Source organism: Streptomyces sp. NPDC045846, assembly GCF_056431605.1.
The window spans coordinates 255,978-280,162 of record NZ_JBWKKJ010000004.1 but is presented as its reverse complement, the minus strand read 5'-3'; the positions used below and the strand labels follow the sequence as shown (position 1 = coordinate 280,162).

20 protein-coding genes, 1 tRNA gene and 1 riboswitch are annotated in these 24,185 nt (G+C 71.9%); of the genes, 11 read left to right on the top strand and 10 right to left on the bottom strand.

From position 1 onward, the window contains the following. Position 1 precedes the first annotated feature (1 nt). Positions 2-1,750, bottom strand: coding sequence for an ABC transporter substrate-binding protein (locus AC07F3_RS13500; protein ID WP_479113554.1), 1,749 nt, complete (start codon positions 1,748-1,750; stop codon positions 2-4). A gap of 218 nt (positions 1,751-1,968) precedes the next feature. Between AC07F3_RS13500 and AC07F3_RS13495 the strand changes: the two genes are divergently transcribed. The 4 genes from AC07F3_RS13495 (at position 1,969) to AC07F3_RS13480 (ending at position 6,131) form a co-directional block, all read left to right on the top strand. Further along, positions 1,969-3,114: an NAD(P)/FAD-dependent oxidoreductase gene (locus AC07F3_RS13495; RefSeq protein WP_479113552.1), complete on the top strand. Its 1,146-nt coding sequence runs from the start codon at positions 1,969-1,971 to the stop codon at positions 3,112-3,114. A gap of 131 nt (positions 3,115-3,245) precedes the next feature. After that, positions 3,246-3,560 (top strand): (2Fe-2S)-binding protein, encoded by a 315-nt coding sequence (locus tag AC07F3_RS13490; RefSeq protein ID WP_479113551.1) that lies wholly within the window; start codon positions 3,246-3,248, stop codon positions 3,558-3,560. A 445-nt stretch (positions 3,561-4,005) separates the two neighbouring features. Beyond that, positions 4,006-5,376, top strand: coding sequence for an FAD/NAD(P)-dependent oxidoreductase (locus AC07F3_RS13485; RefSeq protein WP_479113549.1), 1,371 nt, complete (start codon positions 4,006-4,008; stop codon positions 5,374-5,376). A 47-nt stretch (positions 5,377-5,423) separates the two neighbouring features. Further along, positions 5,424-6,131 (top strand): GntR family transcriptional regulator, encoded by a 708-nt coding sequence (locus AC07F3_RS13480; protein ID WP_479113547.1) that lies wholly within the window; start codon positions 5,424-5,426, stop codon positions 6,129-6,131. Between the two features lie 25 nt (positions 6,132-6,156). Here AC07F3_RS13480 and AC07F3_RS13475 read toward each other — a convergent pair whose 3' ends face one another. Continuing rightward, the gene (locus AC07F3_RS13475) at positions 6,157-7,032 is read right to left on the bottom strand and encodes an AraC family transcriptional regulator (RefSeq protein WP_479113545.1); all 876 of its coding nucleotides are present in this window, start codon (positions 7,030-7,032) and stop codon (positions 6,157-6,159) included. A gap of 367 nt (positions 7,033-7,399) precedes the next feature. On the opposite strand from AC07F3_RS13475, the gene AC07F3_RS13470 reads away from it, so the two are divergent. Continuing rightward, positions 7,400-10,561, top strand: coding sequence for an ATP-binding protein (locus AC07F3_RS13470; RefSeq protein ID WP_479113543.1), 3,162 nt, complete (start codon positions 7,400-7,402; stop codon positions 10,559-10,561). Here the strand turns inward: AC07F3_RS13470 and AC07F3_RS13465 are convergent. The 6 genes from AC07F3_RS13465 to AC07F3_RS13440 all read right to left on the bottom strand — a co-directional run bounded on the left by AC07F3_RS13465 (position 10,539) and on the right by AC07F3_RS13440 (position 14,787). Continuing rightward, positions 10,539-11,333 carry an ABC transporter permease gene (locus AC07F3_RS13465; RefSeq protein ID WP_469840122.1) on the bottom strand — a complete coding sequence of 265 codons (795 nt, stop codon included), beginning with the start codon at positions 11,331-11,333 and terminating at the stop codon, positions 10,539-10,541. The two genes, AC07F3_RS13470 and AC07F3_RS13465, sit on opposite strands and share 23 nt — an antisense overlap. Next, on the bottom strand, positions 11,330-12,313 hold the full coding sequence (locus AC07F3_RS13460) for an ATP-binding cassette domain-containing protein (protein WP_479113541.1): 984 nt from the start codon (positions 12,311-12,313) through the stop codon (positions 11,330-11,332). The genes AC07F3_RS13465 and AC07F3_RS13460 overlap by 4 nt, the downstream gene beginning before the upstream one ends. Before the next feature lie 132 nt (positions 12,314-12,445). After that, a complete protein-coding gene (locus tag AC07F3_RS13455) occupies positions 12,446-13,207 on the bottom strand; it encodes a CbtA family protein (protein WP_479113540.1) in 762 nt (253 codons plus the stop codon). A gap of 19 nt (positions 13,208-13,226) precedes the next feature. After that, positions 13,227-13,448, bottom strand: coding sequence for a CbtB domain-containing protein (locus tag AC07F3_RS13450; RefSeq protein WP_479113538.1), 222 nt, complete (start codon positions 13,446-13,448; stop codon positions 13,227-13,229). A gap of 36 nt (positions 13,449-13,484) precedes the next feature. Continuing rightward, a riboswitch (cobalamin riboswitch) is annotated at positions 13,485-13,602 on the bottom strand. Positions 13,603-14,026: 424 nt separating this feature from the next. Further along, on the bottom strand, positions 14,027-14,443 hold the full coding sequence (locus AC07F3_RS13445) for a TOBE domain-containing protein (RefSeq protein WP_479113536.1): 417 nt from the start codon (positions 14,441-14,443) through the stop codon (positions 14,027-14,029). A 270-nt stretch (positions 14,444-14,713) separates the two neighbouring features. Beyond that, positions 14,714-14,787, bottom strand: a tRNA-Gly gene (locus tag AC07F3_RS13440). Positions 14,788-15,287: 500 nt separating this feature from the next. On the opposite strand from AC07F3_RS13440, the gene dcd reads away from it, so the two are divergent. Both dcd and AC07F3_RS13430 read left to right on the top strand, forming a co-directional pair. Then, a complete protein-coding gene (dcd, locus tag AC07F3_RS13435) occupies positions 15,288-15,863 on the top strand; it encodes a dCTP deaminase (RefSeq protein ID WP_114040691.1) in 576 nt (191 codons plus the stop codon). A 2-nt stretch (positions 15,864-15,865) separates the two neighbouring features. After that, on the top strand, positions 15,866-16,372 hold the full coding sequence (locus tag AC07F3_RS13430) for a phosphoribosyltransferase (RefSeq protein ID WP_479113534.1): 507 nt from the start codon (positions 15,866-15,868) through the stop codon (positions 16,370-16,372). A gap of 70 nt (positions 16,373-16,442) precedes the next feature. Here AC07F3_RS13430 and AC07F3_RS13425 read toward each other — a convergent pair whose 3' ends face one another. Further along, entirely contained in the window at positions 16,443-17,399 is a 957-nt protein-coding gene (locus AC07F3_RS13425; protein ID WP_479113532.1) for a Yip1 family protein, read from the bottom strand. Between the two features lie 312 nt (positions 17,400-17,711). Between AC07F3_RS13425 and AC07F3_RS13420 the strand changes: the two genes are divergently transcribed. Further along, positions 17,712-18,797 carry a hypothetical protein gene (locus AC07F3_RS13420; protein WP_479113531.1) on the top strand — a complete coding sequence of 362 codons (1,086 nt, stop codon included), beginning with the start codon at positions 17,712-17,714 and terminating at the stop codon, positions 18,795-18,797. 76 nt (positions 18,798-18,873) lie between these two features. Here AC07F3_RS13420 and AC07F3_RS13415 read toward each other — a convergent pair whose 3' ends face one another. After that, a complete protein-coding gene (locus tag AC07F3_RS13415) occupies positions 18,874-21,165 on the bottom strand; it encodes a (Fe-S)-binding protein (RefSeq protein WP_479113529.1) in 2,292 nt (763 codons plus the stop codon). A 250-nt stretch (positions 21,166-21,415) separates the two neighbouring features. Here AC07F3_RS13415 and AC07F3_RS13410 point away from each other — a divergent pair, with 250 nt between their 5' ends. Genes AC07F3_RS13410 through AC07F3_RS13400 form a run of 3 tightly spaced genes read left to right on the top strand, consistent with a single transcriptional unit; the run spans position 21,416 to position 24,127 of the window. After that, positions 21,416-22,264: an NAD-dependent epimerase/dehydratase family protein gene (locus AC07F3_RS13410; RefSeq protein ID WP_479113527.1), complete on the top strand. Its 849-nt coding sequence runs from the start codon at positions 21,416-21,418 to the stop codon at positions 22,262-22,264. A 13-nt stretch (positions 22,265-22,277) separates the two neighbouring features. Continuing rightward, positions 22,278-23,321 carry an MraY family glycosyltransferase gene (locus AC07F3_RS13405; protein WP_479113525.1) on the top strand — a complete coding sequence of 348 codons (1,044 nt, stop codon included), beginning with the start codon at positions 22,278-22,280 and terminating at the stop codon, positions 23,319-23,321. 29 nt (positions 23,322-23,350) lie between these two features. Beyond that, positions 23,351-24,127 carry an FkbM family methyltransferase gene (locus AC07F3_RS13400; protein ID WP_479113523.1) on the top strand — a complete coding sequence of 259 codons (777 nt, stop codon included), beginning with the start codon at positions 23,351-23,353 and terminating at the stop codon, positions 24,125-24,127. Positions 24,128-24,185: the final 58 nt, after the last annotated feature.

Below are 24,185 nucleotides of genomic sequence, written 5' to 3'. Positions count from 1 at the left end.
CTCAATTCCCGCTCTTGGCGGGGTTCTTGAGCCCGATGGTGGCGTAGTCGAGCTGCCCCTCGAAGGACGTCTGGCCGTAGCCGCCCGCGATGTTGGTGCCGAGCACCAGCGGCCAGCGCCGGACCAGGACGGGGACGGCGGGGGCCTTGGCGAGGATCTCGCCGTCGAGCTGCTGCCAGGCCAGGGCCGCGGCCTTGGCGTCGGGCATCGCGGAGATCTCGTCGATGCGCTTCATGGTCGCGTCGTCGCGGAAGAGCGAGTGGTTGCCCTGGTTGCCCTTGTCCTTGATGGAGCGCCCGTCGAAGACGAACGGCAGGAACGTGGAGCCGGACGGGTAATCGGGGCACCAGCCGGAGTAGACGATGTCCGTACGGTTCTTGGTGTCGCCGATGGTGGCGTAGAACGCGGACGGGTCCACGGTCTCGATGGTGACCTTGATCCCGGCCTTGGCGAGCGACTCCTGGATGGCCTCGGCGCGGCCCTTGTCGCCGGTGGAGACGGTCATCTTCGTCGCGAAACCGCCCGCCTTGCCCGCCTCCTTGAGCAGCTCCTTGGCCTTGGCGACGTCACCGGTGGCGGGGATCTTGAGGGTGTCGGGCTGCTTGCCGCCGAAGAGGGTGGCCGGCATGTAGGCGCTGGAGAGGTCGTTGAACGCGGGCCCGCCCGACGAGGTGAGCACCGCGTCCTTGTCGAGCGCGTACATCACCGCCTGGCGCACCTTCACATCGCTGAACGGGGCCCGTCCGGTGTCCATCTGGACCATGTCGGTGCAGTTGCTGGACTCGGCGACGAGGCGGGAGCGCACCTCGGCGCTCGGCAGCACCTTCGGCGCGCTCTCGGGGCGCAGCGCCGCCCAGGAGACCGCGGAGGCGTCCGCGCCCTGGCTGGCGATGAGGCGGTCGTCGATCTGGGTGCCCTTGAGCCCCATCGTCACCACGATGCGGTCCGGGTAGGCCTTGCGGACCGGGTCGGTCGAGGCGTCCCAGTGCGTGTTGCGCACCAGGGTGAGCTGCTTGTTGCGGTCGTAGGACTCGATCTTGTACGGGCCCGACGAGAAGGGTCTGTTGTCGTACTGGGGGCCGGTGTCCTTGGCCTGGGGCACGGGCGCGAACGTGGGCATGGCGGCGGCGTTGGGGAACTCGGCGAAGGGCTTGCGCAGTTCGAAGACGATCGTGTGGTCGTCGGGGACCTTGATCGAGTCGAGGTGCTTGCCCTGGGCGGGGCCCTGGTAGCCCTCGGCGCCGGTGAGGTAGCGGGCCGCGTAGTCGGCGCCGCCCGGCAGGTCGGGCGAGAAGGAGCGCTCCACGTTGTACTTGACGTCCCGCGCGGTGATCGGCGTGCCGTCCTCGTAGGCGAGCCCGGGTCTGAGGTGGAAGGTCCAGGTGCGGGCCCCGTTGGAGGCGGTGCCGAGGTCGGTCGCGAGGTCGGGCACCAGCTCGCCGCCGGCGGTTCCCGGGGCCGCCCGGTAGGTCACCAGGGTGCGGTAGAGCAGCCGGGTGCCGAAGTCCATGTCGGTCATGACCCAGTTGCGGGCCGGATCGAGGTGGGTGAAGTCCTGGTTGGACAGGACGGTGAGGGTGCCGCCCTTGACCGGGGTGCCACCGATCACCTTGCCCACGTTCTCGACGGCGGGGTTCCCCCTGCCCGACTGGCCCGCACTCGGGTGCTTCGCCCCGGAACAGCCGGCCGCGCCGAGGGTGAGCGTCGCCGTGAGGGCCACGGCGAGGGCGGTGCAGGTGCGCTTGTTCATCAGTGGTCACTCCGTGAACAGTTCGGACAGCCCCGGGAGGCTGGAATGTGACCCGTAACATAGTAATGTGAAATTGCACTGACAAGGTGTCGGGAACTCTTTTATCCTCCCTTGGCCGTACGGGGCCCACAGGGGAGGCCCCGTACGGGAGTTGCTCGCGGGGGCATCTTGGCAGGGCTGGTGCCATGTGAAATATTACTGAGGTGTCCATGAGATCCATGCGCAGCACCTCGGACGTCATCGTCGTGGGGGCCGGGGTCGTGGGGGCCGCGTGCGCCTACTACACGGCCCGCGCCGGCCTCTCCGTCACCGTGCTCGACCGCGGGCCGGTGGCGGGCGGCACGACGGGATCGGGCGAGGGCAACCTCCTCGTCTCCGACAAGGAACCGGGGCCGGAGCTCGAACTCGCCCGCCAGTCAAGCGTGTTGTGGGCCGAGCTCGCCGAACTGCTGCCCCGCGGGGTCGAGTACGAGCCCAAGGGGGGTCTCGTCGTCGCCTCCGACGAGACGGGGATGGCCGCGCTGCGCACCTTCGCGGCGGGCCAGGAGAAGGCGGGCGTGACCGTACGCGACGTGGCGGCCGACCGGTTGCACGACCTGGAGCCGCACCTGGCGAAGGGTCTCGCGGGCGGCGTCCATTATCCCCAGGACGCCCAGGTCATGCCCGCCCTCGCCGCCGCCCACCTGCTGCGCGCCTCGGGCGCCGAGGTGCGGCTCGGCGAGGAGGTCACCGGACTGCTGACCGGGCCCGGCGGCGCGGTGCGCGGGGTGCGGACCGCCACCGGGGTGCTGCACGCGCCCTACGTGGTGAACGCGGCGGGCCCCTGGGGCGGTGAACTGGCCCGACTGGCCGGGGTGTTGCTGCCGGTGCTGCCCCGGCGCGGCTTCGTCCTGGTCACCGAACCGCTGCCGCGCGTCGTGCGGCACAAGGTGTACGCGGCGGACTACATCGCCGACGTGGCCAGCGGCTCGGCCGCGCTCCAGACCTCGCTGGTGATCGAGGGCACCCGGGCGGGCCCGGTCCTGATCGGGGCGAGCCGCGAGCGGGTCGGCTTCGACCGGGGCCTGTCCGTCGAGGCCCTGTGCCGCCTCGCGGCCGGGGCGACCGCCCTGTTCCCGGTCCTCGCCGACGTGCGGACCATCCGTACGTACGCGGGCTTCCGGCCCTATCTGCCGGACCACCTCCCGGCGATCGGGCCGGACCCGCGCGTGCCCGGTCTGCTGCACGCGTGCGGCCACGAGGGGGCGGGCATCGGGCTCGCCCCGGCGACGGGCCGGATCATCGCGGACTGCCTGGCCGGGGTCCGACCCGCCCTCGACATCGGTCCGTTCGACCCGTCCCGGTTCGACACCGGCGCCGAGTGATCGCGTCCCGGGCACCCCGTGAGCGCCGCTGGACATCCACACGCTTAGCCATCCACACGCTGAGCCGTCCACACCGCTGGGAACATCCGCACCCCCAGGAACGTCCGTACCGCCAGGAAGGGAGGCCCTTGGTGGCCCGAAACCCGCTCGAACTGGCCGGGGCCCGCCCCGGGCCCGCCTTCGAGATCACCGTCGACGGGCGCCCCGTGCCCGCACTGCCCGGCCAGTCCGTCGCGGCCGCCCTGTGGGGCGCGGGCATCCTCGCCTGGCGCACCACCCGCGTGGGGGGCCGCCCGCGCGGGGCGTTCTGCGGCATCGGGCAGTGCTTCGAGTGTCTCGCGGTGATCAACGGGGTGCCGAACCGGCGGGCCTGCCTGGTGCCCGCGGGGCCCGGTGACGCGGTCCTCACGCAGGGAGGTCACGGTCGTGCCGACCTCGCCGTCTGACCCCGCCGGGGTGGGCCCCTGCGGGCCCTCCGCGTCGGGGTGCCTGGGGGATGCCGGGCCTTCCGCTTCGGGGTGCTCGGAGGGCGTCGGGGCTTCGCCCCGGGCCCCGCGCGCTGTGGCCCCGGGGCCTGCGGCGGCCGGGGGGTGCGCTCGGGGTTCGGCTGCGGACCGTGGTGGGCTGGTCGCGCAGTTCCCCGCGCCCCTCGGGGGTGGGCGGGACGGTTCGGCTGCGGACGGTTCTGGGCTGGTCGCGCAGTTCCCCGCGCCCCTGGGGGGTGGGGGTGATGCGGGTGTGTCCGGGGCGGGGTGCGCTCGGGGTTCGGCCTCGGACCGTGGTGGGCTGGTCGCGCAGTTCCCCGTGCCCCTGGGGGGTGGGGGTGGGCCGGTGGTGGGGTATGACCTTGCTGTGGTGGGGGGTGGGCCCGCTGGGCTTGCGGGGGCCGTTGTGGCGGCTGAACTCGGGTTGCGGGTCGCTCTGTTGGACCTCGCCGGGCGGGTCGGCGGGCAGTTCTACCGGCAGCCCGCTTCCGCGCTGCGCGCCCGGCGGCCCGAGGCGCTGCACCACGACTGGGCGGCCTTCGCCGATCTCCGGGCGCGCCTGGAGACCAGCGGGGTCACGCATCTCGCGGGCCACCACGTCTGGACGGTGGAGCGCGGGGGCGACACCGACTGGACCGTCCACGCCGTGACGGGCACCGACGGCGGAGACGAGCGGCCGGTACGGGTCCGGGCGCGGGCCGTGCTGCTCGCGACCGGCGCGTACGAGCGCCAACTGCCTTTCACCGGCTGGACGTTGCCGGGCGTGGTCGGGGCTGGGGGCGCGCAGGCCATGCTCAAGGCCGGACTCGTGCTGCCGGGGAAGCGGGTGGTGGTCGCGGGGAGCGGGCCGCTGCTGCTGGCCGTCGCCTCCTCGCTCGCCGGGGCGGGGGCCGAAGTCCCCGCCGTGGTCGAGGCGTCCGGATACCTCGGGTACGCCCGGCGTCCCGGCGCGCTCGCCGCCAACCCGCACAAGCTCGCCGAGGCGGCCGTGCACGGGGCGGCGCTGCTGCGGCACCGGGTGGCGCTGCGCACCCGCAGCGCGGTGACCGAGGTGCACGGCGCCGAACGCGTGGAGGCGGTCACCGTAACGCGGCTCGACGAACGGTGGCGGCCGATCGCGGGCACGGGCCGCGAGGTCGCCTGCGACGCGCTGGCCGTCGGGCACGGCCTGGTGCCCGGGATCGAGCTGGCCACCTCGCTCGGCTGCGCCACCCGCCGCACCCCCGACCACACCCTCGCCCTCGCCCTGGACCACCGCCTGGAGACCTCCGTACGCGGACTCTGGGCGGCAGGCGAACCGGGCGGCGTAGGGGGCGCCCAACTAGCGCGCTCAGAAGGGGAGTTGGCGGCGCGCGCGATCGTGGCCCGGCTCGGCGGGAACCCCGGACCGGGCGGGCGCGTGCGGCAGTTGCGGTCGCGCCGCACCCGGCTGCGCGCCTTCGCCGAAGCCATGGCGGCCACGCACGCGCCGGGCCCCGGCTGGACCGAGTGGCTGACCGACGACACCGAGGTGTGCCGCTGCGAGGAGGTGACGGCGGGCCGCATCCGCGAGGCCGTCGAGGAGGACGGCGCCCGGGACGCGCGCACGGTCAAACTGTTCACCCGGGCCGGCATGGGCTGGTGCCAGGGCCGGACGTGCGGGACGGCGGTGTCCTGCCTCGCGGGCGGCGCCGAACCGCCCGCCGAGCGGCGCCCGTTCGCGACACCGGTCCCGCTCGGAGCGCTGGCCGCCCTGGCTCCCGAGGTCTCGTCCGAGCAGAACGATTCGCAAAAGTAACGTGACATTGTACTCTGGGTCTCCGCTCGGTACGGAGGAACAGCAGCATGGGTCACCTGAAGCAGAGCAAGGTCATCGCCACCACCGAGCGACTGCGCGACCAGGTCGCCCACGCGCTGCGTGCCGCGCTGATCTCCGGCGAACTCCGCCCCGGCCAGGTCTACTCCGCGCCCGGCCTCGCCGAGGACTTCGGCATCTCCGCGACCCCCGTACGCGAGGCGATGCTCGACCTCGCGCGCGAGGGCCTGGTGGAGCCGGTGCGCAACAAGGGGTTCCGGGTGACCGAGGTCAACGAGCGCGACCTCGACCAGTACACCGAGATCCGGGCGCTGATCGAGGTCCCCATGGTCGGCCGGATCACCCGCACCGCGGACCGCGCCGACCTGGAGGCGCTCCGGCCGGTCGCCGAGGAGATCGTGCGCGCGGCCCGCGACCACGACCTCATCGGCTACCTGGAGGCGGACCGGCGCTTCCACCTCTCGCTGCTCGCGCTGGGCGGCAACGAGCGCCTGGTGGAGACGGTCGGCGACCTGCGCAAGCGCTCCCGCCTGTACGGCCTGACCGCGCTCGACCAGCGCGACGAGCTGATCCCGTCCGCCGAGGAGCACGTCGAGCTCCTCGATCTGATGCTGGCGGGCGACGCCCGGGCCGCCGAGAAGTGCATGACCCGGCACCTGGGCCACGTCCGCTCCCTGTGGGCGAGGAGCGAGGCCGCCGAGCCCAAGCCGAAGCGCCGCCTCGGCGCGGGACGCTGAACCCGTACGCCTAACGCCTAACGCCTTACGCCCCGGTCGGGCCGGTCCGCTCGACCGGTATCCACAGGGCGGCGTCGATCGTGTCGCCCACGGCGGAGGGCGGCGTGAGCAGGATTTCCGGGCCCGGCCTGCTCTGGTACGGGTTGGAGGGGAACCACTCCATGAACACGTCCCGCCACAGGTGCTGGAGCGCCTCGGGGAACGGCCCGGTGTTCTCGAAGACGGCCCAGGTGCCCGCGGGTACCCGGAGCGAGTCGAGGTCCTCGGGCGGCTCCGCCTGGGTCAACACGGCGTACCAGTAATCCAGTTCGGTGCCCTCGGCCCGGCTCGGGTCGAGGTCGTCGCAGGCCGAGACGATGCCCCGGGGTTCCTGGTCGGACAGCCGGTGGACGCGCTGCGCAGTCTCCTGCCCGACGTTCCGGATGAACTCGGCGATGGCCGGGTTGACCCCCGCGTGCACGAGCGGGACCCGTGCCTTCCTGCCGACCAGGTGGAACGCCTCCTTCTCCACGATCCGGTACCGCATGGTGGTGCTCCCTTCGACGACGAGGCGGAAGGACATCCGGGGCTGCGAGTGCAGGGCCGCGCCGGTCCGCCGGGCCTCACCGGGACCGACGCCGTGCACGGCACGGAACGCCCGCGCGAACGCCTCCCCCGACGTGTAGCCGTAGCGGACCGCGACATCGAGCAGGGTGCGCCGATCCGCGAGCACCTCGGCGCCCGCGACGGTCAGCCGCCTGCGCCGCACGTACTCCGACAGCGGCATTCCGGCCAGGGCGGAGAACAGGCGGCGGAAGTGGTACTCCGACGTCATCGCGATGCGGGCGAGTTCGCCCACGTCGATCTCTCCGGTCAGCCGGTCCTCGATGTGGTCCATGGCCTGATTGAGCCGCTTCAGCATCTCCCGGCCTCCCTTCCTTACGCGCTCCAAGCTATGAGCGCCGTGCCCCGGCCGACCCGACATTCTGTGCCCATGCCGATCGGGTAACCCCTTGACCCCGCTTTCGTCCGCGGGCCGCGGACGGCCGGTCGCGCAGTTCCCCGCGCCCCTAGCAGGGTCGTGCTGGGCTGCATGGGCATCTTTAGCCCGTCCGGCGTTTGAGGACGAGCGCCGTTCAGGCGCGAACGGGGTCTGGGGCGGAGCCCCAGGAGTTCTGGTCAGCCCTCAACCCCCGGAGGGTCTCGGGAAGGGGCGGGGTGGGGGACCAGGCCCGGTCGGAAGCGGACCGCGGGGGCGCGCGGGGCGCCACGCTGACTAGTCTGCTCAGGTGACCACCGAGTTGACCTTGCTGACCCGCGTCGCCTACCGCGGCCAAGAGGTGACGGCCCCCCGCCTGCGCGGCCTCCTCGCCCTGCTCGCAGAGGACTTGAGGGCGGGCTGCAGCACCGGGCGCCTCGTGGAGGGGCTGTGGCCCGAGGAACTGCCGGAACGCCCGGGCAAGGCGGTCCAGGTACTGGTCTCCCGCGTGCGCTCCCAGCTCGGCCCGGAAGTGATCGCCAGCACCCCGGCCGGCTACCGGCTCGCCCTCGCCGAGGACCAGGTCGACAGCTCGGCCCTGCTGCTGCACGCGGCGGCGAGCGAGGCGCGGGCCCGGGCCGGTGAGCCCGGCGAGGCGCTGGCCGAGGCCGAGGCGGGCCTCGCCCTGTGGGACGGCGTCGTGGACGCGGGGTCCGGCGAGGACCTGCACGACCCGGTCGCCGCGCTGCGCCTCGCCCGCGCCGGTGCGTACCGCACGCTGACCCGGTGCAGGGCGCTCGCGCTCGCCCGGGTGGGCCGCCGGGCCGACGCGGTCAGACCGCTGGCCCAGCTGGCCCGCGAACTGCCGCGCGACGAGGAGGTGTTGGCGGAGCTGCTGCGCTGCGAGGCCGCGACGGCCGGCCCCGCCGCCGCCCTCACCCGGTACGACACCTACCGGCGGGCGCTGCGCAACGAGCTCGGCGCCGACCCGGGCCCCGAACTGACCGCGCTGCACCAGGAGTTGCTGCGCGGCGAGGCCCCCCTGGTGCGGCACGGCGTGCTGCACGAGCCGAACCCGCTGCTCGGAAGGGACGCCGACCTCGCCGCGGTCGGCGGGCTGCTGCGCACCGCGCGGGTCGCCACCATCGTGGGCCCCGGAGGCCTCGGCAAGACCCGGCTCGCCCACGCGGTCGCGCGCGAGGCGGAGCAGCGGATCGTGCACTTCGTGCCGCTGGCCGGTGTGACCCTCGACGACGACGTGACCGCCGAGGTCGCCTCGGTGCTCGGTGCCAGCGCGGTGCGGTCGGTTCCGGGGCCCGCCGGGCTGGTCGCCGGGATCGCCGGAGCGCTCGGCCCGGGTCCCGCGCTGCTCGTCCTGGACAACTGCGAGCACGTCATCCGGGGCGCCGCCGAGCTGGTGCGGGCCCTGGTGTCGCGCTCGAAGGAGCTGCGCGTCCTGGCCACCAGCCGGGCACCGCTCGGCCTGACCTCCGAGTCCGTGTACGCGCTGCCGGAGCTGGGCCTCGTATCCACCGTGGAGCTGTTCCGCCAGCGGGCCCGGGCCGCCCGGCCGGACGCGGAGCTGCCCGAGCGGGCCGTCGAGGAGCTGTGCCGCCAGCTGGACGGCCTGCCGCTGGCGGTAGAGCTGGCCGCGGCGAGGGTCCGGGTGCTGTCCGTGCCCGAGATCGCCGGGCGGCTGCGGGACCGGTTCGCGCTGCTGCGCGGCGGCGGCCGTGACGTGCCCGAGCGCCACCGCACCCTGCGGGCCGTGGTCGAGTGGAGCTGGAACCTCCTGGAGCCCGAGGCGCAGGCCGCGCTGCGGGTCCTGTCGGTGTTCCCCGGCGGCTTCAACGAGTCCGCGGCCGAGCACGTCCTGGGCGACGAGGACGCGCTGTTCCTCCTGGAGCAGCTCGCCGACCAGTCGCTGATCAAGGCGGCCGACACGGCGTCCGGGGTGCGCTTCCACATGCTGGAGGCGGTACGGGAGTTCAGCGCCGCACGCCGGGCGGACGCGGCCGAGGAGGAGGCGGTCACGGACCGGTTCCTGGCCTGGGCTCGGGACTTCGGCCGGGCCCACAACGACGCCCTGTTCCGGCCGGACTCGCTGTCGTCGTGGGAGTTCGCCAGGAGCGAGCAGGACAACCTGGTGCTGGCCCTGCGGCACGCGCTCGTCCGCGACGACGGCCCGGCCCTCGCGGGCCTGACCGCGGTGCTCGCCTCGCTGTGGGCCACGGACTCCAACTACAGCCGCCTGGTGGGCATCGCCGCCGACACCGCGGGACCGCTCTCCCACTTCCGCCCGGGCCCCGAGGACGTCGAGTCCCTCCGGAGCGCGTCCGTGGTGTGCACCCTGAGCCTGTTCATGGGCTACGGGCCGCACGCCGTACGGCAGTTGGTCACCCTGCGCAGGCTGCCGCCCGCCGAGCCGGACACCCTGCTGCGCGCGCTCGACGTGGTGCTGCGGGCACTGCCCGACGCGCACCCGCCGCACTACACGCGCCTGCTGGAGCTGTGCGCGTCCGAGAACGCGATGCTGGCGGGCGTCGCGGAGTGCATCGCCAGCTATGTGTGGGAGTACGAGCGCGAGGTGGACCGGGCCCTCGAATCGGCCCGGCGCGGCATCGACGCCCTGGTCACCCTGGGCAATCCGGCCACCGAGATGCTGGGCCACGGCCGCATCAGCGAGCTGTGCCTCCAGACCGAGCGGGGCGAGGAGGCGTACCGGCATCTGCTGGCCACCGTGGAGGTCCTGGAGCGGGCCGGTGAGTGGGCCGAGGCGGCCGGCTGGCACGACCTGGCCGGGGTGCGCTGGGGGCTCGTCCTGGCGTGTCTGCAACGCGGCGAGATCGAGGAGGCGGAGCGCTGGCTGGAGATGGCCTCCCTGGAGCAGGTGCCCGAGTCGACCCGGGTCTTCAGCCCGGAGACCGGGTCGCGCGCGGAGATCGCCCTGTCGCGGGGCCTGACCGAGCTCGGGCTCGGCCTGTGGCGGCAGGCGGTCGCCCAGCTCCGCCAGGTCGAGGCGCTCTACCCGGACGACCCGTTCGTGGAGACGTGGTCCCAGCAGCTCCAGGCGACGGCGGTGGCCGCGCACGCCCGGTACGGCAGGCTCGAACCGGTCGCGGATCTGGTGGCCCGACTGCGTACGCGCGCCCTGGAGTTGACCGAGCGGACGGGCGGCGAGGGCAGTCCCGCCGAGCTGCCGGTGTCCGGCACCGTGCTGCTGGCCGTGGGCCTCGCCGAGCTCGCGCGGGGCAACACCGCGGCCGTACGCCTCGTCGCGATAGCCGAACGGCTGCGCGTGCACCGCGAGTTCCCGACGATGTCCTCCGCCCGGGCCCGGCAGGCCGCCGAGGACGCCGACGGGGCGGCGTACGCCGACGCGGTGTCGGAGTACGCCGCCCTGGGGCGTGACGAGCTCGAGGCGGCCGCCGCGCTGGTGCTGCGCGGCATCAGCGCTGCGGGTCTTGGTTGAACTTGGCCTTCGACCAGAAGTAGCCGAGCACCGTGAGGCCGACGGCCCAGGCGATGGCGAGCCATCCGTTGTTGCCGATCTCCGTGCCGAGCAGCAGACCGCGCAGGGTCTCGATGGCCGGGGTGAAGGGCTGGTACTGGGCGATCGGCTGGAACCAGCCCGGCATCGAGTGCAGCGGCACGAACGCGCTGGACAGCAGCGGCAGCAGGATGAGCGGCATCGCGTTGTTGCTCGCTGCCTCGGCGTTGGGGCTGATCAGGCCCATGCCGACGGCGATCCAGGTGAGCGAGAGGGCGAAGAGCACGAGCAGCCCGAACGCCGCGAACCAGTCCAGGACGGTGGCGTCGGTGGAGCGGAACCCGATGGCCACGCCGACCGCGCCGACGACCACGACACTGAGGATCGACTGGAGCACACTGCCGATGACGTGCCCGACGATCACCGAGCCGCGGTGGATCGCCATGGTGCGGAAGCGGGCGATGATGCCCTCGGTCATGTCGTTGGAGACGGAGATCGCGGTGCCCACCACGGTGCTGCCGATGGTCATCAGGAGCACGCCGGGGACGATGTAGGCGATGTACCTGGCCCGGTCGGGACCGCCGCCGCCGATGCCCATGCTCATGGTGTCGCCGAAGATGTAGACGAAGAGCAGCAGCAGCATGACGGGCGTGAGCAGCAGGTTCAGGGTGAGCGAGGGGTAGCGCCGGGCGTGCAGCAGGTTGCGGCGCAGCATGGTGGCGGAGTCGCGGACGGCGAGGGACAGGGAGCTCATCGGACGTTCTCCTTCTGGGCGCAGGCGGCGGCCGGTACGGGGGTGTCGGTGTGGCTGGTCAGGGCGAAGAACACGTCGTCGAGGTCCGGGGTGTGCACGGTCAGCTCGTCCGCCTCGATGCCGGCGGAGTCCAGCCAGTCGAGGATGGCGCGCAGCTCGCGCTGGGTGCCGTCGCTCGGGATCTGCAACGACAGCGACTCGTCGTCGCGGGTGGCGTCGCGCAGGGCGAGGGCGGCGCTCTCGTAGGCGCGGGGCTCGGCGAACCGGAGCAGCACGTGGCCGCCGGGGACCAGCCGCTTCAGCTCCTTGGCGGTGCCCTGGGCGACCAGCCTGCCGCCGTTCAACACCGCGATCCGGTCCGCGAGTTGGTCGGCCTCCTCCAGGTACTGGGTGGTGAGGAAGACGGTCACGCCGCCCGCGACGAGGCCGCGGATGATGTTCCACATGTTGTGCCGGCTGCGCGGGTCGAGTCCGGTGGTCGGCTCGTCCAGGAAGATGATCCGGGGGTTGCCGACCAGCGTCATGGCGATGTCCAGGCGCCGCTTCATGCCGCCGGAGTAGGTGGAGGCGGGCTTCTTCGCCGCCTCGGTCAGGTCGAAGCGCTCCAGGAGCTCGGCGGCGACCCGGCGGCCCTCGCGGCGCGAGAGGTGGTGCAGGTCGGCCATGAGCAGCATGTTCTCCTCGCCGGTGATCAGACCGTCCACGGCGGAGAACTGCCCGGTGACACCGATCGCGGCGCGGACCGCCTGCGCCTCGGTGGCCAGGTCGTGGCCGCCGACCCGCAGCTGCCCGGCGTCGGGGCTGATCAGCGTGGAGAGGATCTGTACGGCGGTGGTCTTGCCCGCGCCGTTCGGGCCGAGCAGCGAGAAGACGGTGCCCGCCGGGACGGCGAGGTCGATGCCGTCGAGGACCGTCTTGTCCCCGTAGGACTTGCGAAGCCCGGTGACTTCGATCGCGAGGTCGTTCGTCGTTTTCGTCATGCCGCAGAGCTTGCGGCCGAGCGGGTTCAGCGCGGTTTCAGGCGGGTTTCAGGGGCCTGGGGGGCCTGAAGTCCGGGAGATGCCGAAGGGCCCGCCGGGTGCGCGCCGACGGGCCCTCGGCTACTCAATTGCCTATTGGTGCACGTGAGTTGGAGGCTTGGCGGGCTCTCTTTCGGTGGCCGCGGGCGGGGGCGTGAGGACCCGTTCCGCGAGGTGTCCGAAGACAAGGCCGAAGGCGGTCCACAGGGTCAGCTGGATGGCGAGCGCCGCGAGGCGGAACTGCCACAGCAGGGTCGCGGAGAAGTCCTTGGGCACCTCGTCGACGGCCGGAAGGAAGCCGTAGGCGAGGCCGGTGACCAGCACGAAGAAGGCGCCGGCCGCGATGGTGGCGTTCCAGTTGCCCAGGCGCGGCGCGAGGCGCCTGCCGAGGATCACCGTGGCGAGGGCGAGCAGCACGCCGAGCGCCATCATCAGGAAGTACAGCAGGGTGCGTCTGCCGATGGTGTCGGGTTCGCCGACGGACGGCGGGTTCGCCGGGTACTTCAGGAACGGCACCAGGTAGACCGCGATCAGCGCGGCGGACGACAGCAGCAGGGCGGTCGCCCGGGGGCCGAAGCGGCCGATCCGGCCGAGCGCGAAGCAGAGGGCGAGCGCCGCGATGCCGCCGAAGGCGACACCGTAGACGAGGACGCCGGTGGCCAGGCCGCCGGTGGACTGGAGGGTGCGGCTGACGGCTTCCATGCCGTGATCGTGGGTGTGGGCGTCCTCGTAGGCGATGGCGGCGTCCACCCGCGGTTCGCCGAGGAGGTAGGCGACGGCGAGCGCGAGCAGCCCGGCGGCGAGGCCGGCGAGCATGCCGCGCACGAGGAGGCCCCGTACGGTCGTGGAGTTCATGGGGGCGGCCCGCTGCCGCTCAGTGGCAGGGGAAGCCGAGCAGGTGCCGGCCGTCGTGCACCCACTCGTGCACGTTCGCGCCGGAGACGAGGGAGGTGGCGCCCTGCTCGGCGCCGATGAAGTAGAGCAGGACCAGCATCAGGATGCCGAAGAAGACCGCCCAGGGGGCGATCGCGCCGATCGGCAGCTTCGCGGGTACGGCGGTGGGCGTGCTGGTCGGCTGGGCGGCGTACTGCGCCATGGCAGGACCTCCTGGGGGAACTCGCGTCCCGACTTGGTGGTGCACAGGACGACGGCTACGGGTCTGACTCGCCCGGCTGGGTGGCGGGCATACAGTGGCGCGACCGTGCCGGAGTCCCACCGGCTTCCGTTCTGCCGTCGTCATCAGCGACGAGAAGGTAGCGCGAAGCGGGAAGGGGGCCAAGGGCGCACGGAGGCCCCGGGGGCGCGCAGCGCCGCCAACTCGGCCTACCGCGGCCCGACTTGTCCTGACCGGGAGAACGCTCCATGACCGCCGGATTGCTGCTGATCTAGCCGCCCGCGGGCCGGGCGCCGCGCGAGGCACGCTTCGACGACGGCGACCCCCTGTCCCCCTCGGACCCGACCCGGGCCCGAAGGGCGACGCCCGAACTCCGCCCGTACGCAGCCCTGTTGACTGCAGTCTCGCCAGGCGGCGGAGGTGTTCGGCCGGGACGCGGTCGAGGTGCCCGAGCCGGCCGGCCGGGCGGACCGCCGGAACGTACGGGTGGGGCGGGCGCTGTGACGCGGGTGGGCGGGCCCGGGATGTGGATGGGCCCGGCCGACGCGTCGGAGGGGTGATCAGACGGAGAGCGAGATCTCGGTCGACTTGATCAGCGCGACGACCGTGCTGCCGGACGTGAGCGCGAGGTCGGCGACGGCGTCCTTGGTGATCGCGGCGGTCAGCTCGCCGCCCTGGACGTCGACCTTGACGGACGCCATGGCGCCGCCGGTGGCGATGTCGGCGACGGTGCCCGGGATCTGGTTGCGGATGGACAGACCCTCCACGGGGCCCGTGGCGAGCGAGACCTCGGTGGACTTGACCAGGGCCTTGACCGCGGAGCCCTCGGCGAGACCGAGCTCCTTGACGGCCTCCAGGGTGATCGCGGCCGTGACGACCTGGCCGCCCTCCAGCCGGACCTTGACGGTCGCCATGACCTCGCCGGGAGTGATGGCGGTGACGGTTCCGGCGATCTGGTTGCGGATGCTCAGGCTCATGGAGAAACGCCTCACGTGGTTGGTAGCGGTTTGTCAGGCTTTGACCTGCAACATGCTCCACGCTATCGGCGCGGCGAGCCCCCGTCGCGAAGGCCATCGCATCCGCGACCCTCGCCCGCCGGTACACCTGGCAGATCCGACCACCCCGAAGGCCCCGACTTTCCCGGGCCCCGCGACCCGGCCGGAAGCCCCGCGAAACGACAGCCCTTCGACCAGACCCGGAAAACAAACAACCCCCAGGCCGCGGGCCTGGGGGTGCATCAAGCGAAATGGAGCGAGTGACGGGAATCGAACCCGCGCTCTAAGCTTGGGAAGCTTATGTTCTACCATTAAACTACACTCGCGTGATCGTTTCCCATGGGGAAGCGGTCGTCGCTCACTCTACCCCATGCTCGGCCCCCGGTGGATTCACCGGGGGCCGTCGTGCTGTCGGGGGCCGGGATCCCGGTGCGGGCGGGGGGAGTTGGGGCGTACCGTGAAGGGTGTGCGCGTGGTCGGAGTGCCGCGTGGATCGCCGTCCTGTTCATCCCCTAATGTGGTGGTTTCTCCGTCCATGCTTGTTGGGGAAGGGACTTGAGCGACTTGATGGACTCGTTGGAGCGCACTGTCGTCCGTTGCGCCGGAGGGCATGTCTTCACCACGGATTCGTTTCCGATGCAGCAGCTCGGCACCGAGCGGATCGGGCCCGGTCGGCTGATCCGCTGTCCCCGGTGCGCACGGCTGCGTCATGCCGTGCCGGTGCTGATCGAACAGCGGTAGGGCCGGGCCGGTAGCCGCGGTGGACCACAGGCGCGCGGAGCCGTCCGATTGCGGACGGGCCGCGCGCCTTGCGTATCCTCGGGACGTGCTTCTCTCAGACAAGGACATCCGGGCCGAGATCGACTCCGGGCGGGTACGGATCGATCCCTACGACGAATCCATGGTGCAGCCGTCGAGCATCGACGTGCGCCTCGACCGCTTCTTCCGGGTGTTCGAGAACCACCGCTACCCGCACATCGACCCCGCCATCGAGCAGGCGGACCTGACGCGGCTCGTCGAGCCGGACGGGGACGAGGCGTTCATCCTGCACCCCGGGGAGTTCGTGCTCGCGTCGACGTACGAGGTCATCTCGCTCCCCGACGACCTCGCCAGCCGTCTGGAGGGCAAGAGCTCGCTCGGCCGGCTCGGGCTCGTCACGCACTCCACCGCCGGGTTCATCGACCCCGGCTTCTCCGGCCACGTGACCCTCGAGCTCTCCAACGTCGCCACGCTGCCGATCAAGCTGTGGCCGGGGATGAAGATCGGGCAGCTGTGTCTGTTCCGGCTGAGCTCGTCCGCCGAGGAGCCTTACGGGTCCGAGCGGTACGGATCCCGCTACCAGGGCCAGCGCGGGCCGACCGCCTCGCGGTCCTTCCTCAATTTCCATCGGACCCAGGTGTGAGCATGAACGACCAGAACGACGTGCGCGAGAACCTCACCTACGAGAAGTTCGGCGGCGCGATCCGCGAGCTCGCGCAGACCATCGCCGACGACGGCTACGAGCCCGACATCGTGGTGTCCATCGCGCGCGGCGGTGTCTTCGTCGCGGGCGGGCTCGCCTACGCCCTCGACTGCAAGAACATCCACCTGGTGAACGTCGAGTTCTACACGGGTGTGGGCACCACGCTGGAGATGCCGGTCATGCTGGCGCCCGTGCCCAACGCCATTGACTTCTCCGGCAAGAAGGTGCTGATCACGGACGACGTGGCCGACACCGGCAAGACGCTGAAGCTGGTGCACGACTTCTGTGTCGAGCACGTCGCCGAGGTCCGCAGCGCCGTCATCTACGAGAAGTCCCACTCCCTCGTGAAGTGCGAGTACGTGTGGAAGCGCACCGACGAGTGGATCAACTTCCCCTGGTCGGTCGAGCCGCCCGTCGTGCGGCGCGAGGGCCAGGTCCTCGACGCCTGAGCCGCGTCGCGGGAACAGCGAAGGGCCCCGCCGGGTCGCGACCCGGCGGGGCCCTTTCGCGTGCGTACGGCTAGATCGTGCCCAGTTTGATCAGCGAGAGCAGCGCGATCAGCTGGATCGCGGAGGCGCCCAGCGCCTTCGGCCAGGGCAGGTCGTGGGACTTGCTCACCATCGAGGTGAACAGCGCGCCCGCCGCCAGCCAGGTCGCCCAGCCGAGGACCTGGACCACGCCGTTGTTCCCGCCCAGGAACAGGGCCAGGAGCAGGCGCGGCGCGTCCGTCAGGGACATGATCAGCATCGAGAGGCCCACCGTCGGCTGCCACCCGCCGTCGCCGCCGAGCTGGCGGGCCAGGGTGTGGGTGACCGCGCCGAGGATCAGCCCGCCGACCACGAAGACGACGCCGGTGATGAGGACCACCGGGGCCGCCTTGGACAGCGCGGTGCTGATGACGTCCTCGCGGGCCTTGTCGAAACCGAAGATCGCCAGCATCCCGTAGAGGAACGTGACGATCAGCGCCGGGCCCCACACCGGGTAGTCCCGCATCTGCCAGAAGGTCGGGCCCGGCCGCGTCACGATGCCGGACAGGAGCTCCTTCCAGTGCAGCCGGGGCCCGCTGGGCGGGGCCGTGACCGCGCCCGCCCGGTAGGTCGCGCCGTCGCCGTACGGGTCCTCGCCGACGCTGAACGCCTGGGTGTGGCCCGGGTTGTTCGCGTACGGGTCCTGGGCGGGGGCGTAGCCCTGCGGCTGGCCCTCGCCCTGGTAGTACGGGTCGCCGAAGTACTCCGGCTCGTCCTGCTGCGGATAGGGCTGCCGGTACTGCGGCTGCCTGCCGCCGTACTGCGGCTGTCCCTGCCCGTAACCCTGCGGTCGCTGCTGCTGTGCGTGCCCCTGCCCATGCCCGTACTGCGGCTGCTGCCGGCCGTCCGGCCACTGCTGTGCCGGCGCCTGCTGCTGCCCTTGCTGTTGCGGTTGCCGCGGGGGGCGGTTGTTGTCCCGGCCGCCGCGTCCGATCCTGAATCCAGCCACGAATCGAACGTACCTGTTCCGCCGGTACGCCAACCGGGGGCCGCCGGAACCGGACGCCTTTGCGGCTGAGCTGTGACATCCCCTAGGGGATCCCGGAGCCGAGGCCCGCGAGGGGGCCCTTTTCGCAGTGTTTTGGTTGAATCCGGATCTGTTTACACGGCCGCGCCTCAAGCAGGAGGTAGCCGTTACATTGCCTACGCATTACCCAAACATCGCACTCGTAACTTTGTTGATGTCACCGCCACAAAGGGCCACGGACACGACATAACAGACAAGCCTCAGGCTTCTACGACGTTACGAGGAAGAGCACCCATGCGCGCCACCCGCCGAACCATCCGCACCGCCGCCATCGCCACCGGAGCCATCGCCGCTCTCGCCCTCCCGGCCGGTGCCGCCTTCGCCGACTCGCCCACCGCCCCGTCCGACCCCGGCGCCCGCCAGCAGGTGCTGCCCGGCACCGACGACCCGAAGCAGGACGACAAGAAGGACCAGGTCCTGCCCGACACGGACGGCAAGAAGGACGAGCAGTCGAAGAAGGACGACGGGTCGAAGAAGGATGACCAGTCCAAGAAGGACGAGCAGTCCAAGAAGGGCGACGCGAAGGATGACAAGAAGGGGGACGACTCCAAGAAGGAGGCGCGTTCCTTCGTGAAGTCCGTCAGGCTCGCGGACGGTTCCATCGCCAAGGTCTACAAGCTCGGCCAGAACCACTACGAGGCCGAGATCTGGGCGAACGGCGCCAAGCTCGACACCCTCGTCGCCAAGGGCGCCTCCGCCACCGGACAGAACAACGGCCTGTACGTCGTGCTGAACCCGGACGGCACCGTCACCTCCTGGATCGACGGCGGCAAGAAGAAGGACGGCAAGAAGGACGACAACAAGAAGGACGGGGGGTCCAAGAAGGACAGCAAGAAGTCCGACGTCGTCTCCGCCGTGAAGATCACGATGCCGGACGGCCGGATCGCCAAGCTGATCAAGACCAGCAACGGGCCTCGTGTGGAGATCTCCATGCCGAACGGCACCTTCCTGGGCGCGATCGACCTGAAGGACCCCTCCGCCCTCAACGACGGCTGGACCTACAAGATCGTCAACGCGGGCAAGGGCGTGTACAAGTTCGTCGTCATCGACGGCCGGAGCGGTGGCAACAGCTGGGTCTACGACTTCGACGGCAAGCTGATCGAGAAGTACACCGTCCAGAAGGACGGCAAGAATAAGCAGCAGCAGGACAAGACCGTCACCGCTGTCGTTCCCAAGGGCGGCGTCAAGGCGGGTGCCGAGGGCGTCTCCGACGCGTCCTCCGACCAGACCCCGATGCTCGCGGCCGGTGGCGGGCTGGCCGCCGCGGGCGCCGCGGGCCTCGGCTTCGCGATGCTGCGCCGCCGCGGCCACCAGGGCTGACCGCCCGGCGCGACGGAAAGCGGCCGGTTCCGCCCTCGGGCAGAACCGGCCGCTTCCGTGTGCGGGTGAACCGGTGTTACTTCACCGGCTCGGGCTCCGGCTCGCTCTCCGCCTCGGCGGTGCCGGCCGGGTCGACCGGGGTCTTCACCGAGTCGAGGAGCAGCTGCGCCACGTCCACGACCTGGAGGTTCTCCTTGGCCTTGACGCCCGTGGCGGAGCCACTTTCGGATGCTGCCTTCTTGCCGTTGACCGAGTCGGTCAGCATGACGAGGCAGAACGGGCAGGCCGTCGAGACGATGTCCGGGTTGAGGGACAGGGCCTCGTCGACGCGCTCGTTGTTGATGCGCTTGCCGATCCGCTCCTCCATCCACATGCGCGCACCACCGGCGCCGCAGCAGAAGCCGCGCTCCTTGTGGCGGTGCATCTCCTGCTGGCGCAGGCCCGGGACGGCCGACATGATCTCGCGCGGGGGCGTGTAGACCTTGTTGTGGCGGCCCAGGTAGCACGGGTCGTGGTACGTGATCAGACCGTCGACCGGGGTGACCGGGACCAGCTTGCCCTCGTCGATGAGGTGCTGGAGCAGCTGCGTGTGGTGGATGACCTCGAACTCGCCGCCCAGCTGCGGGTACTCGTTCGCGATCGTGTTGAAGCAGTGCGGGCAGGTCGCGACGATCTTCTTCGCGGACTTCGGCTTCTTGGTCTCCGGGGCGTCCTCGTCCTCGCCGTACGCCATGTTCAGCATGGCCACGTTCTCCTGGCCGAGCTGCTGGAACAGCGGCTCGTTGCCGAGGCGGCGGGCGGAGTCACCGGTGCACTTCTCGTCGCCGCCCATGATGGCGAACTTGACGCCCGCCATGTGCAGGAGCTCCGCGAAGGCCTTGGTGGTCTTCTTCGCCCGGTCCTCCAGGGCGCCCGCGCAGCCGACCCAGTACAGGTAGTCGACCTCGGTGAGGTCCTCGATGTCCTTGCCGACGATCGGGACCTCGAAGTCGACCTCCTTGGTCCACTCGACGCGCTGCTTCTTGGCGAGCCCCCAGGGGTTGCCCTTCTTCTCCAGGTTCTTGAGCATCGTGCCCGCCTCGGACGGGAACGCGGACTCGATCATCACCTGGTAGCGGCGCATGTCGACGATGTGGTCGATGTGCTCGATGTCGACCGGGCACTGCTCGACGCAGGCGCCGCAGGTGGTGCAGGACCACAGGACGTCCGGGTCGATGACGCCGTTCTCCTCGACCGTGCCGATCAGCGGGCGTTCGGCCTCCGCGAGCGCGGCGGCGGGCACGTCCTTGAGCTGCTCCTCGGTCGCCGTCTCGTTGCCCTCCATGTCCTTGCCGCCGCCCGCGAGCAGGTACGGGGCCTTGGCGTGCGCGTGGTCGCGCAGGGACATGATGAGGAGCTTGGGCGAGAGCGGCTTGCCCGTGTTCCAGGCGGGGCACTGCGACTGGCAGCGCCCGCACTCGGTGCAGGTCGAGAAGTCGAGGATGCCCTTCCAGGAGAAGTGCTCGATCTGCGAGACGCCGTAGACGTCGTCCTCGCCCGGGTCCTCGAAGTCGACCGGCTTGCCGCCCGACGCCATCGGCTGGAGCGCGCCGAGGGCGACGCCGCCGTCCGCCTCGCGCTTGAAGAAGATGTTCGGGAAGGCCAGGAAGCGGTGCCAGGCCACGCCCATGTCGGTCTTGAGCGCGACGGTGATCATCCAGATGAAGGACGTCGCGATCTTCAGGCCCGCGAAGAAGTACGTGAGGTTCTGGAGGGTGGACAGGTCCATGCCGCGGAACCAGGCGACGACCGGGTACGAGACGAAGAACGAGGCCTCGTAGCCGTCCACGTGGTGCTGGGCGCCCTCCAGGGCGTGCAGCGTGAAGATGCAGATGCCGACGATGAGGATGACGGCTTCGACGAAGTACGCCTGGCCCGTGTTGGAGCCCGAGAACCTGGACTTGCGGTCCGGGCGGCCCGGCCGGTTCAGCTGCCGGATGACGATGAGCGTCAGGATGCCGAGCGTGGTCATCGTGCCGAGGAACTCGACGAAGACGTTGTACGGCGCCCAGTCGCCGATGATCGGCAGGATCCAGTCGGCCTTGAAGAGCTGGCCGATGGCGTTGACGATCGTCAGGAGCAGCGAGAAGAAGCCCACGGCCACGAACCAGTGCGCGACGCCGACGATGCCCCATTTGTTCATGCGGGTGTGGCCGAGGAACTCCTTCACCACGGTGACCGCACGCCGGTAGGGATCGTCCGTGCGGGTGCCGGCGGGCACGGGCTGGCCGAGCCGCACGAAGCGGTAGATCTGCACGAGGGCACGGCCGAACAGCGCTACGCCGACCGCGATTAGGACCAGCGACACGATGATCGCGGCGAGTTGCATGAGGGGGCTCCTCGGGCCTGCGAGGTGGGGTACGGGGGACGGGCTCGAACGGATTACTAAGCAGTAACTTACCCAGTCCACCTGAGCGTACCCACTTCTACCGCCGCACTGTAGCCGCGCACGCGGTGATCTGTGTCGCTCAGCGTGCCCTTGGTCGGCGCCGGATATCCATCGTGTTATTCACCACATATGCGGACATAACAAACTAACTTGTTGTCCGCCACGTCGATCGAACCGAATGGGCGTCCCCATGACAGCTCCCGCCACGTACCTCGTCACCGGTGGTGCCGGATTCATCGGCTCGCACCTGGCCGATGCGCTGCTCGGCCGGGGCCACACCGTGCTCGTGCTCGACGACCTGTCCACCGGGGCCCGCGCCAACCTCGCCGCCGCCTGGTCCGATCCGCGGCTGCGCTTCGTGCGCGGCTCGGTCCTCGACGAGCGCCTGGCCGACGAACTCACCGCCCGCTGCGACACCGTGGTCCACCTCGCGCCGGTGACCGGAGCCATCGGTGCGGCCGCGCTGCGGCACGGCCGCCGGCTGCTGATCGCGGCGGCGGACGGCCGGGGCGAGGCGGACGCGGGCGCCACCGTCGTACGCCACGGCGACACCGTCGGGCCGCGCCAGTCGCCCGGGCACGCCACCCTCCTGACCCGGCTCGTGCGCCGGGCGGTCGCGGGCGAGCCCCTGGTGGTGCACGGCGATGCCGCGCGCACGTGCCGCTTCCTCGACGTCGCGGACGCCGTCGACGCGCTGCTCGCCCTGCTCGGCCACCCCGGCGCCCCGGGCGCGGAGTTCGACATCGTGGGCAGTGCGGAGATCACCGTGATGGCCCTGGCCGAGCGCACGCTGGCCCGCGCCGGCGGCGCCTCGGTCATCCGCCACTTCCCCCATGTCGTCGACCGCGTCCCGTACGGCAGGACCGCGGCCCGGCCGCTCGACGCGACGCGGCTGCGCGAACTGACCGGCTGGCGGCCCGCCCGCGGCATCGACGACATCCTGGACGCGGCGATCGGGCGGGCCCGCAGCGCCGCCCCCGTCGTGCTGCCCGGACTCCGAGCGCCCGCCGCGTCGCCGGCCGGGCAGCACCACGGCTGAGGGGGCGGCCGACATGCTGCACGGGCTCGCGGCCGCCACGGCGGCCCTCGTACTGACCGCCCTGCTCGCCGCCCTGGTCCGCACCCTGGTGCTCCGGTTCGGCCGCGCCCGCCGGGGCGACACCACCCCGCACCTGGGCGGCATCGCCGTCGCGCTCGCCACGCTCGGCGTGGCCTGCGCGGGCCCGCTGCTCGGGGTCGCCGAACTCGGCCCGGGCGTCGCGCCGCTGCTCGCCGCGGCCGGGGCGGTCGCGCTGCTCGGCCTGATCGGCGACCTGCGGCCGCTGGGCGTACGGGTACGGCTCGTGGCGGAGGCGGCCGCCGCGACCGCGGTGGTCGCGCTGGCCGGGCTGTCGCCCGGCGCGGGTGCGCTCGCGGTGCTGTGGATTGTGTTCGTCACCAACGCCTTCCAGCTCCTGGACAACTCCGACGGCGCGATGGGCGCGGTGGCCGCCGTCACCGCGCTCGGCCTCGCGGTGTGCGCCATCGCCGAGGGGCGCCCCGGACACGGGCTCCTCCTGAGCGTGCTCGCCGCCGCCCTCACCGGGTTCCTGCTGCACAACTGGCACCCGGCCCGCATCCACCTCGGCGACTGCGGCTCCCTGTTCACCGGGTTCCTGCTCGCCGCGTCCGCCGTGACCGTGCACGCGGGGGAGCCCGGCGAGCGGACCAGCGCCGAGCTCTTCATGCTCACCCTGGTCGCCCTCACCGACACCCTGCTCGTGCTCGTCTCGCGGCGCCGCGCGGGCCGCCCGCTGACGCGCGGCGGCGGCGACCACATCGCGCACCGGCTGCGGGGGCTCGGCCTCACCATCCAGGGTTCGGCCGTCGTCCTCGGCGTCGTGTCGCTGGCCGGCACCCTCATCGGGCTCCAGATCCACGACGGGCGCGTCGCCCCGGTCGCGGTGCTGCCGCTGGCCCTCGTCGTACCGGTCGCGGTCGTGCTCCTTCTGCGGGTGCCGGTGTACGGACCCGCCTCGCGCCGCCGCACCCCGCACGCCCGCACCCCGCAGGAGAGCGCCACCGCCTCCGTCGACCTCGCCGGGGGCCGCGGATGACCCCGTTTCCAGCAGGGAGCAGCAGCCACGTGATCACCACCCTCCTGCGCCACCTGCGCCGCACGGTGCGCCGCCTCGGCGTCGACGTGGTGCGCCACCGTCCCGGCGGCCACGACCTGGTCAGGCTGCTCGCGCGGTACGAGATCGACCTGGTCCTCGACGTCGGCGCGCACCGCGGCGACTTCGGCGCGCTGCTGCGCGAGGCGGGCTACCGGGGCCGGATCGTCTCCTTCGAGCCGCTGCGCGGGCCCCGCGCCGAGCTGCGCCACCGCGCCGCGCTCGACGACACCTGGAGCGTGCTGCCGTACGCGCTCGGCGACCGCACCGGCACCGCCCCCCTCAACATCTCCGGCAACGCGGGCCCCGCGAGCTCCTTCCTGCCGATGCTGCCCCGCCACCGCGAGGCGGCCCCCCGCACCGCGTACACCGGCGACGTCATCGTGCAGACCCGGCGTCTGGACGAGGTGTGGGAACAGGTCACCGCCCCCGGCGAGCGGGTCTTCCTCGCGCTGGACGTGCAGGGGTACGAGGCCCAAGTCCTCGACGGGGCGGGGGAGTTGGCGGACGAGATCTGCGGGGTGCGGATCGGGGCGCCGCTGGTGCCGCTCTTCGAGGGCGGGCGGCTCTTCGACGAGCTGCTCGCGCTGACCCGGGAGCGGCTGGGGCTGACCCTGATGTCGCTGGAGCCGGGGTTCACCGACCCGCGTGAGGGGCGGATGCTTCAGTGCGCGCTGGTGCTGTTGCGCGAGGACGTCGCCGAGTCCGTGTCCTCGGAGCTGGTTCCGGCTCAGGCCGCGGCGGGCTGAGCGGGGTTCGCGGGGCGGGGTGGGTCGCTCAAGGGGTGCCCCTTGGCCCCTTTGCCCC

Excerpts from the sequence above, each read along its gene's own strand:
- AC07F3_RS13430 (WP_479113534.1), top strand. The coding sequence starts at position 15,866 with ATGAACGACCAGAACGACGTGCGCGAGAACCTCACCTACGAGAAGTTC.
- AC07F3_RS13445 (WP_479113536.1), bottom strand. The coding sequence starts at position 14,443 with ATGAGCCTGAGCATCCGCAACCAGATCGCCGGAACCGTCACCGCCATC.
- AC07F3_RS13480 (WP_479113547.1), top strand. The coding sequence starts at position 5,424 with ATGGGTCACCTGAAGCAGAGCAAGGTCATCGCCACCACCGAGCGACTG.
- AC07F3_RS13410 (WP_479113527.1), top strand. The coding sequence starts at position 21,416 with ATGACAGCTCCCGCCACGTACCTCGTCACCGGTGGTGCCGGATTCATC.
- AC07F3_RS13455 (WP_479113540.1), bottom strand. The coding sequence starts at position 13,207 with ATGAACTCCACGACCGTACGGGGCCTCCTCGTGCGCGGCATGCTCGCC.
- AC07F3_RS13500 (WP_479113554.1), bottom strand. The coding sequence starts at position 1,750 with ATGAACAAGCGCACCTGCACCGCCCTCGCCGTGGCCCTCACGGCGACG.
- AC07F3_RS13475 (WP_479113545.1), bottom strand. The coding sequence starts at position 7,032 with ATGCTGAAGCGGCTCAATCAGGCCATGGACCACATCGAGGACCGGCTG.
- AC07F3_RS13465 (WP_469840122.1), bottom strand. The coding sequence starts at position 11,333 with ATGAGCTCCCTGTCCCTCGCCGTCCGCGACTCCGCCACCATGCTGCGC.
- AC07F3_RS13450 (WP_479113538.1), bottom strand. The coding sequence starts at position 13,448 with ATGGCGCAGTACGCCGCCCAGCCGACCAGCACGCCCACCGCCGTACCC.
- AC07F3_RS13495 (WP_479113552.1), top strand. The coding sequence starts at position 1,969 with ATGCGCAGCACCTCGGACGTCATCGTCGTGGGGGCCGGGGTCGTGGGG.
- AC07F3_RS13420 (WP_479113531.1), top strand. The coding sequence starts at position 17,712 with ATGCGCGCCACCCGCCGAACCATCCGCACCGCCGCCATCGCCACCGGA.
- AC07F3_RS13415 (WP_479113529.1), bottom strand. The coding sequence starts at position 21,165 with ATGCAACTCGCCGCGATCATCGTGTCGCTGGTCCTAATCGCGGTCGGC.
- AC07F3_RS13460 (WP_479113541.1), bottom strand. The coding sequence starts at position 12,313 with ATGACGAAAACGACGAACGACCTCGCGATCGAAGTCACCGGGCTTCGC.
- AC07F3_RS13405 (WP_479113525.1), top strand. The coding sequence starts at position 22,278 with ATGCTGCACGGGCTCGCGGCCGCCACGGCGGCCCTCGTACTGACCGCC.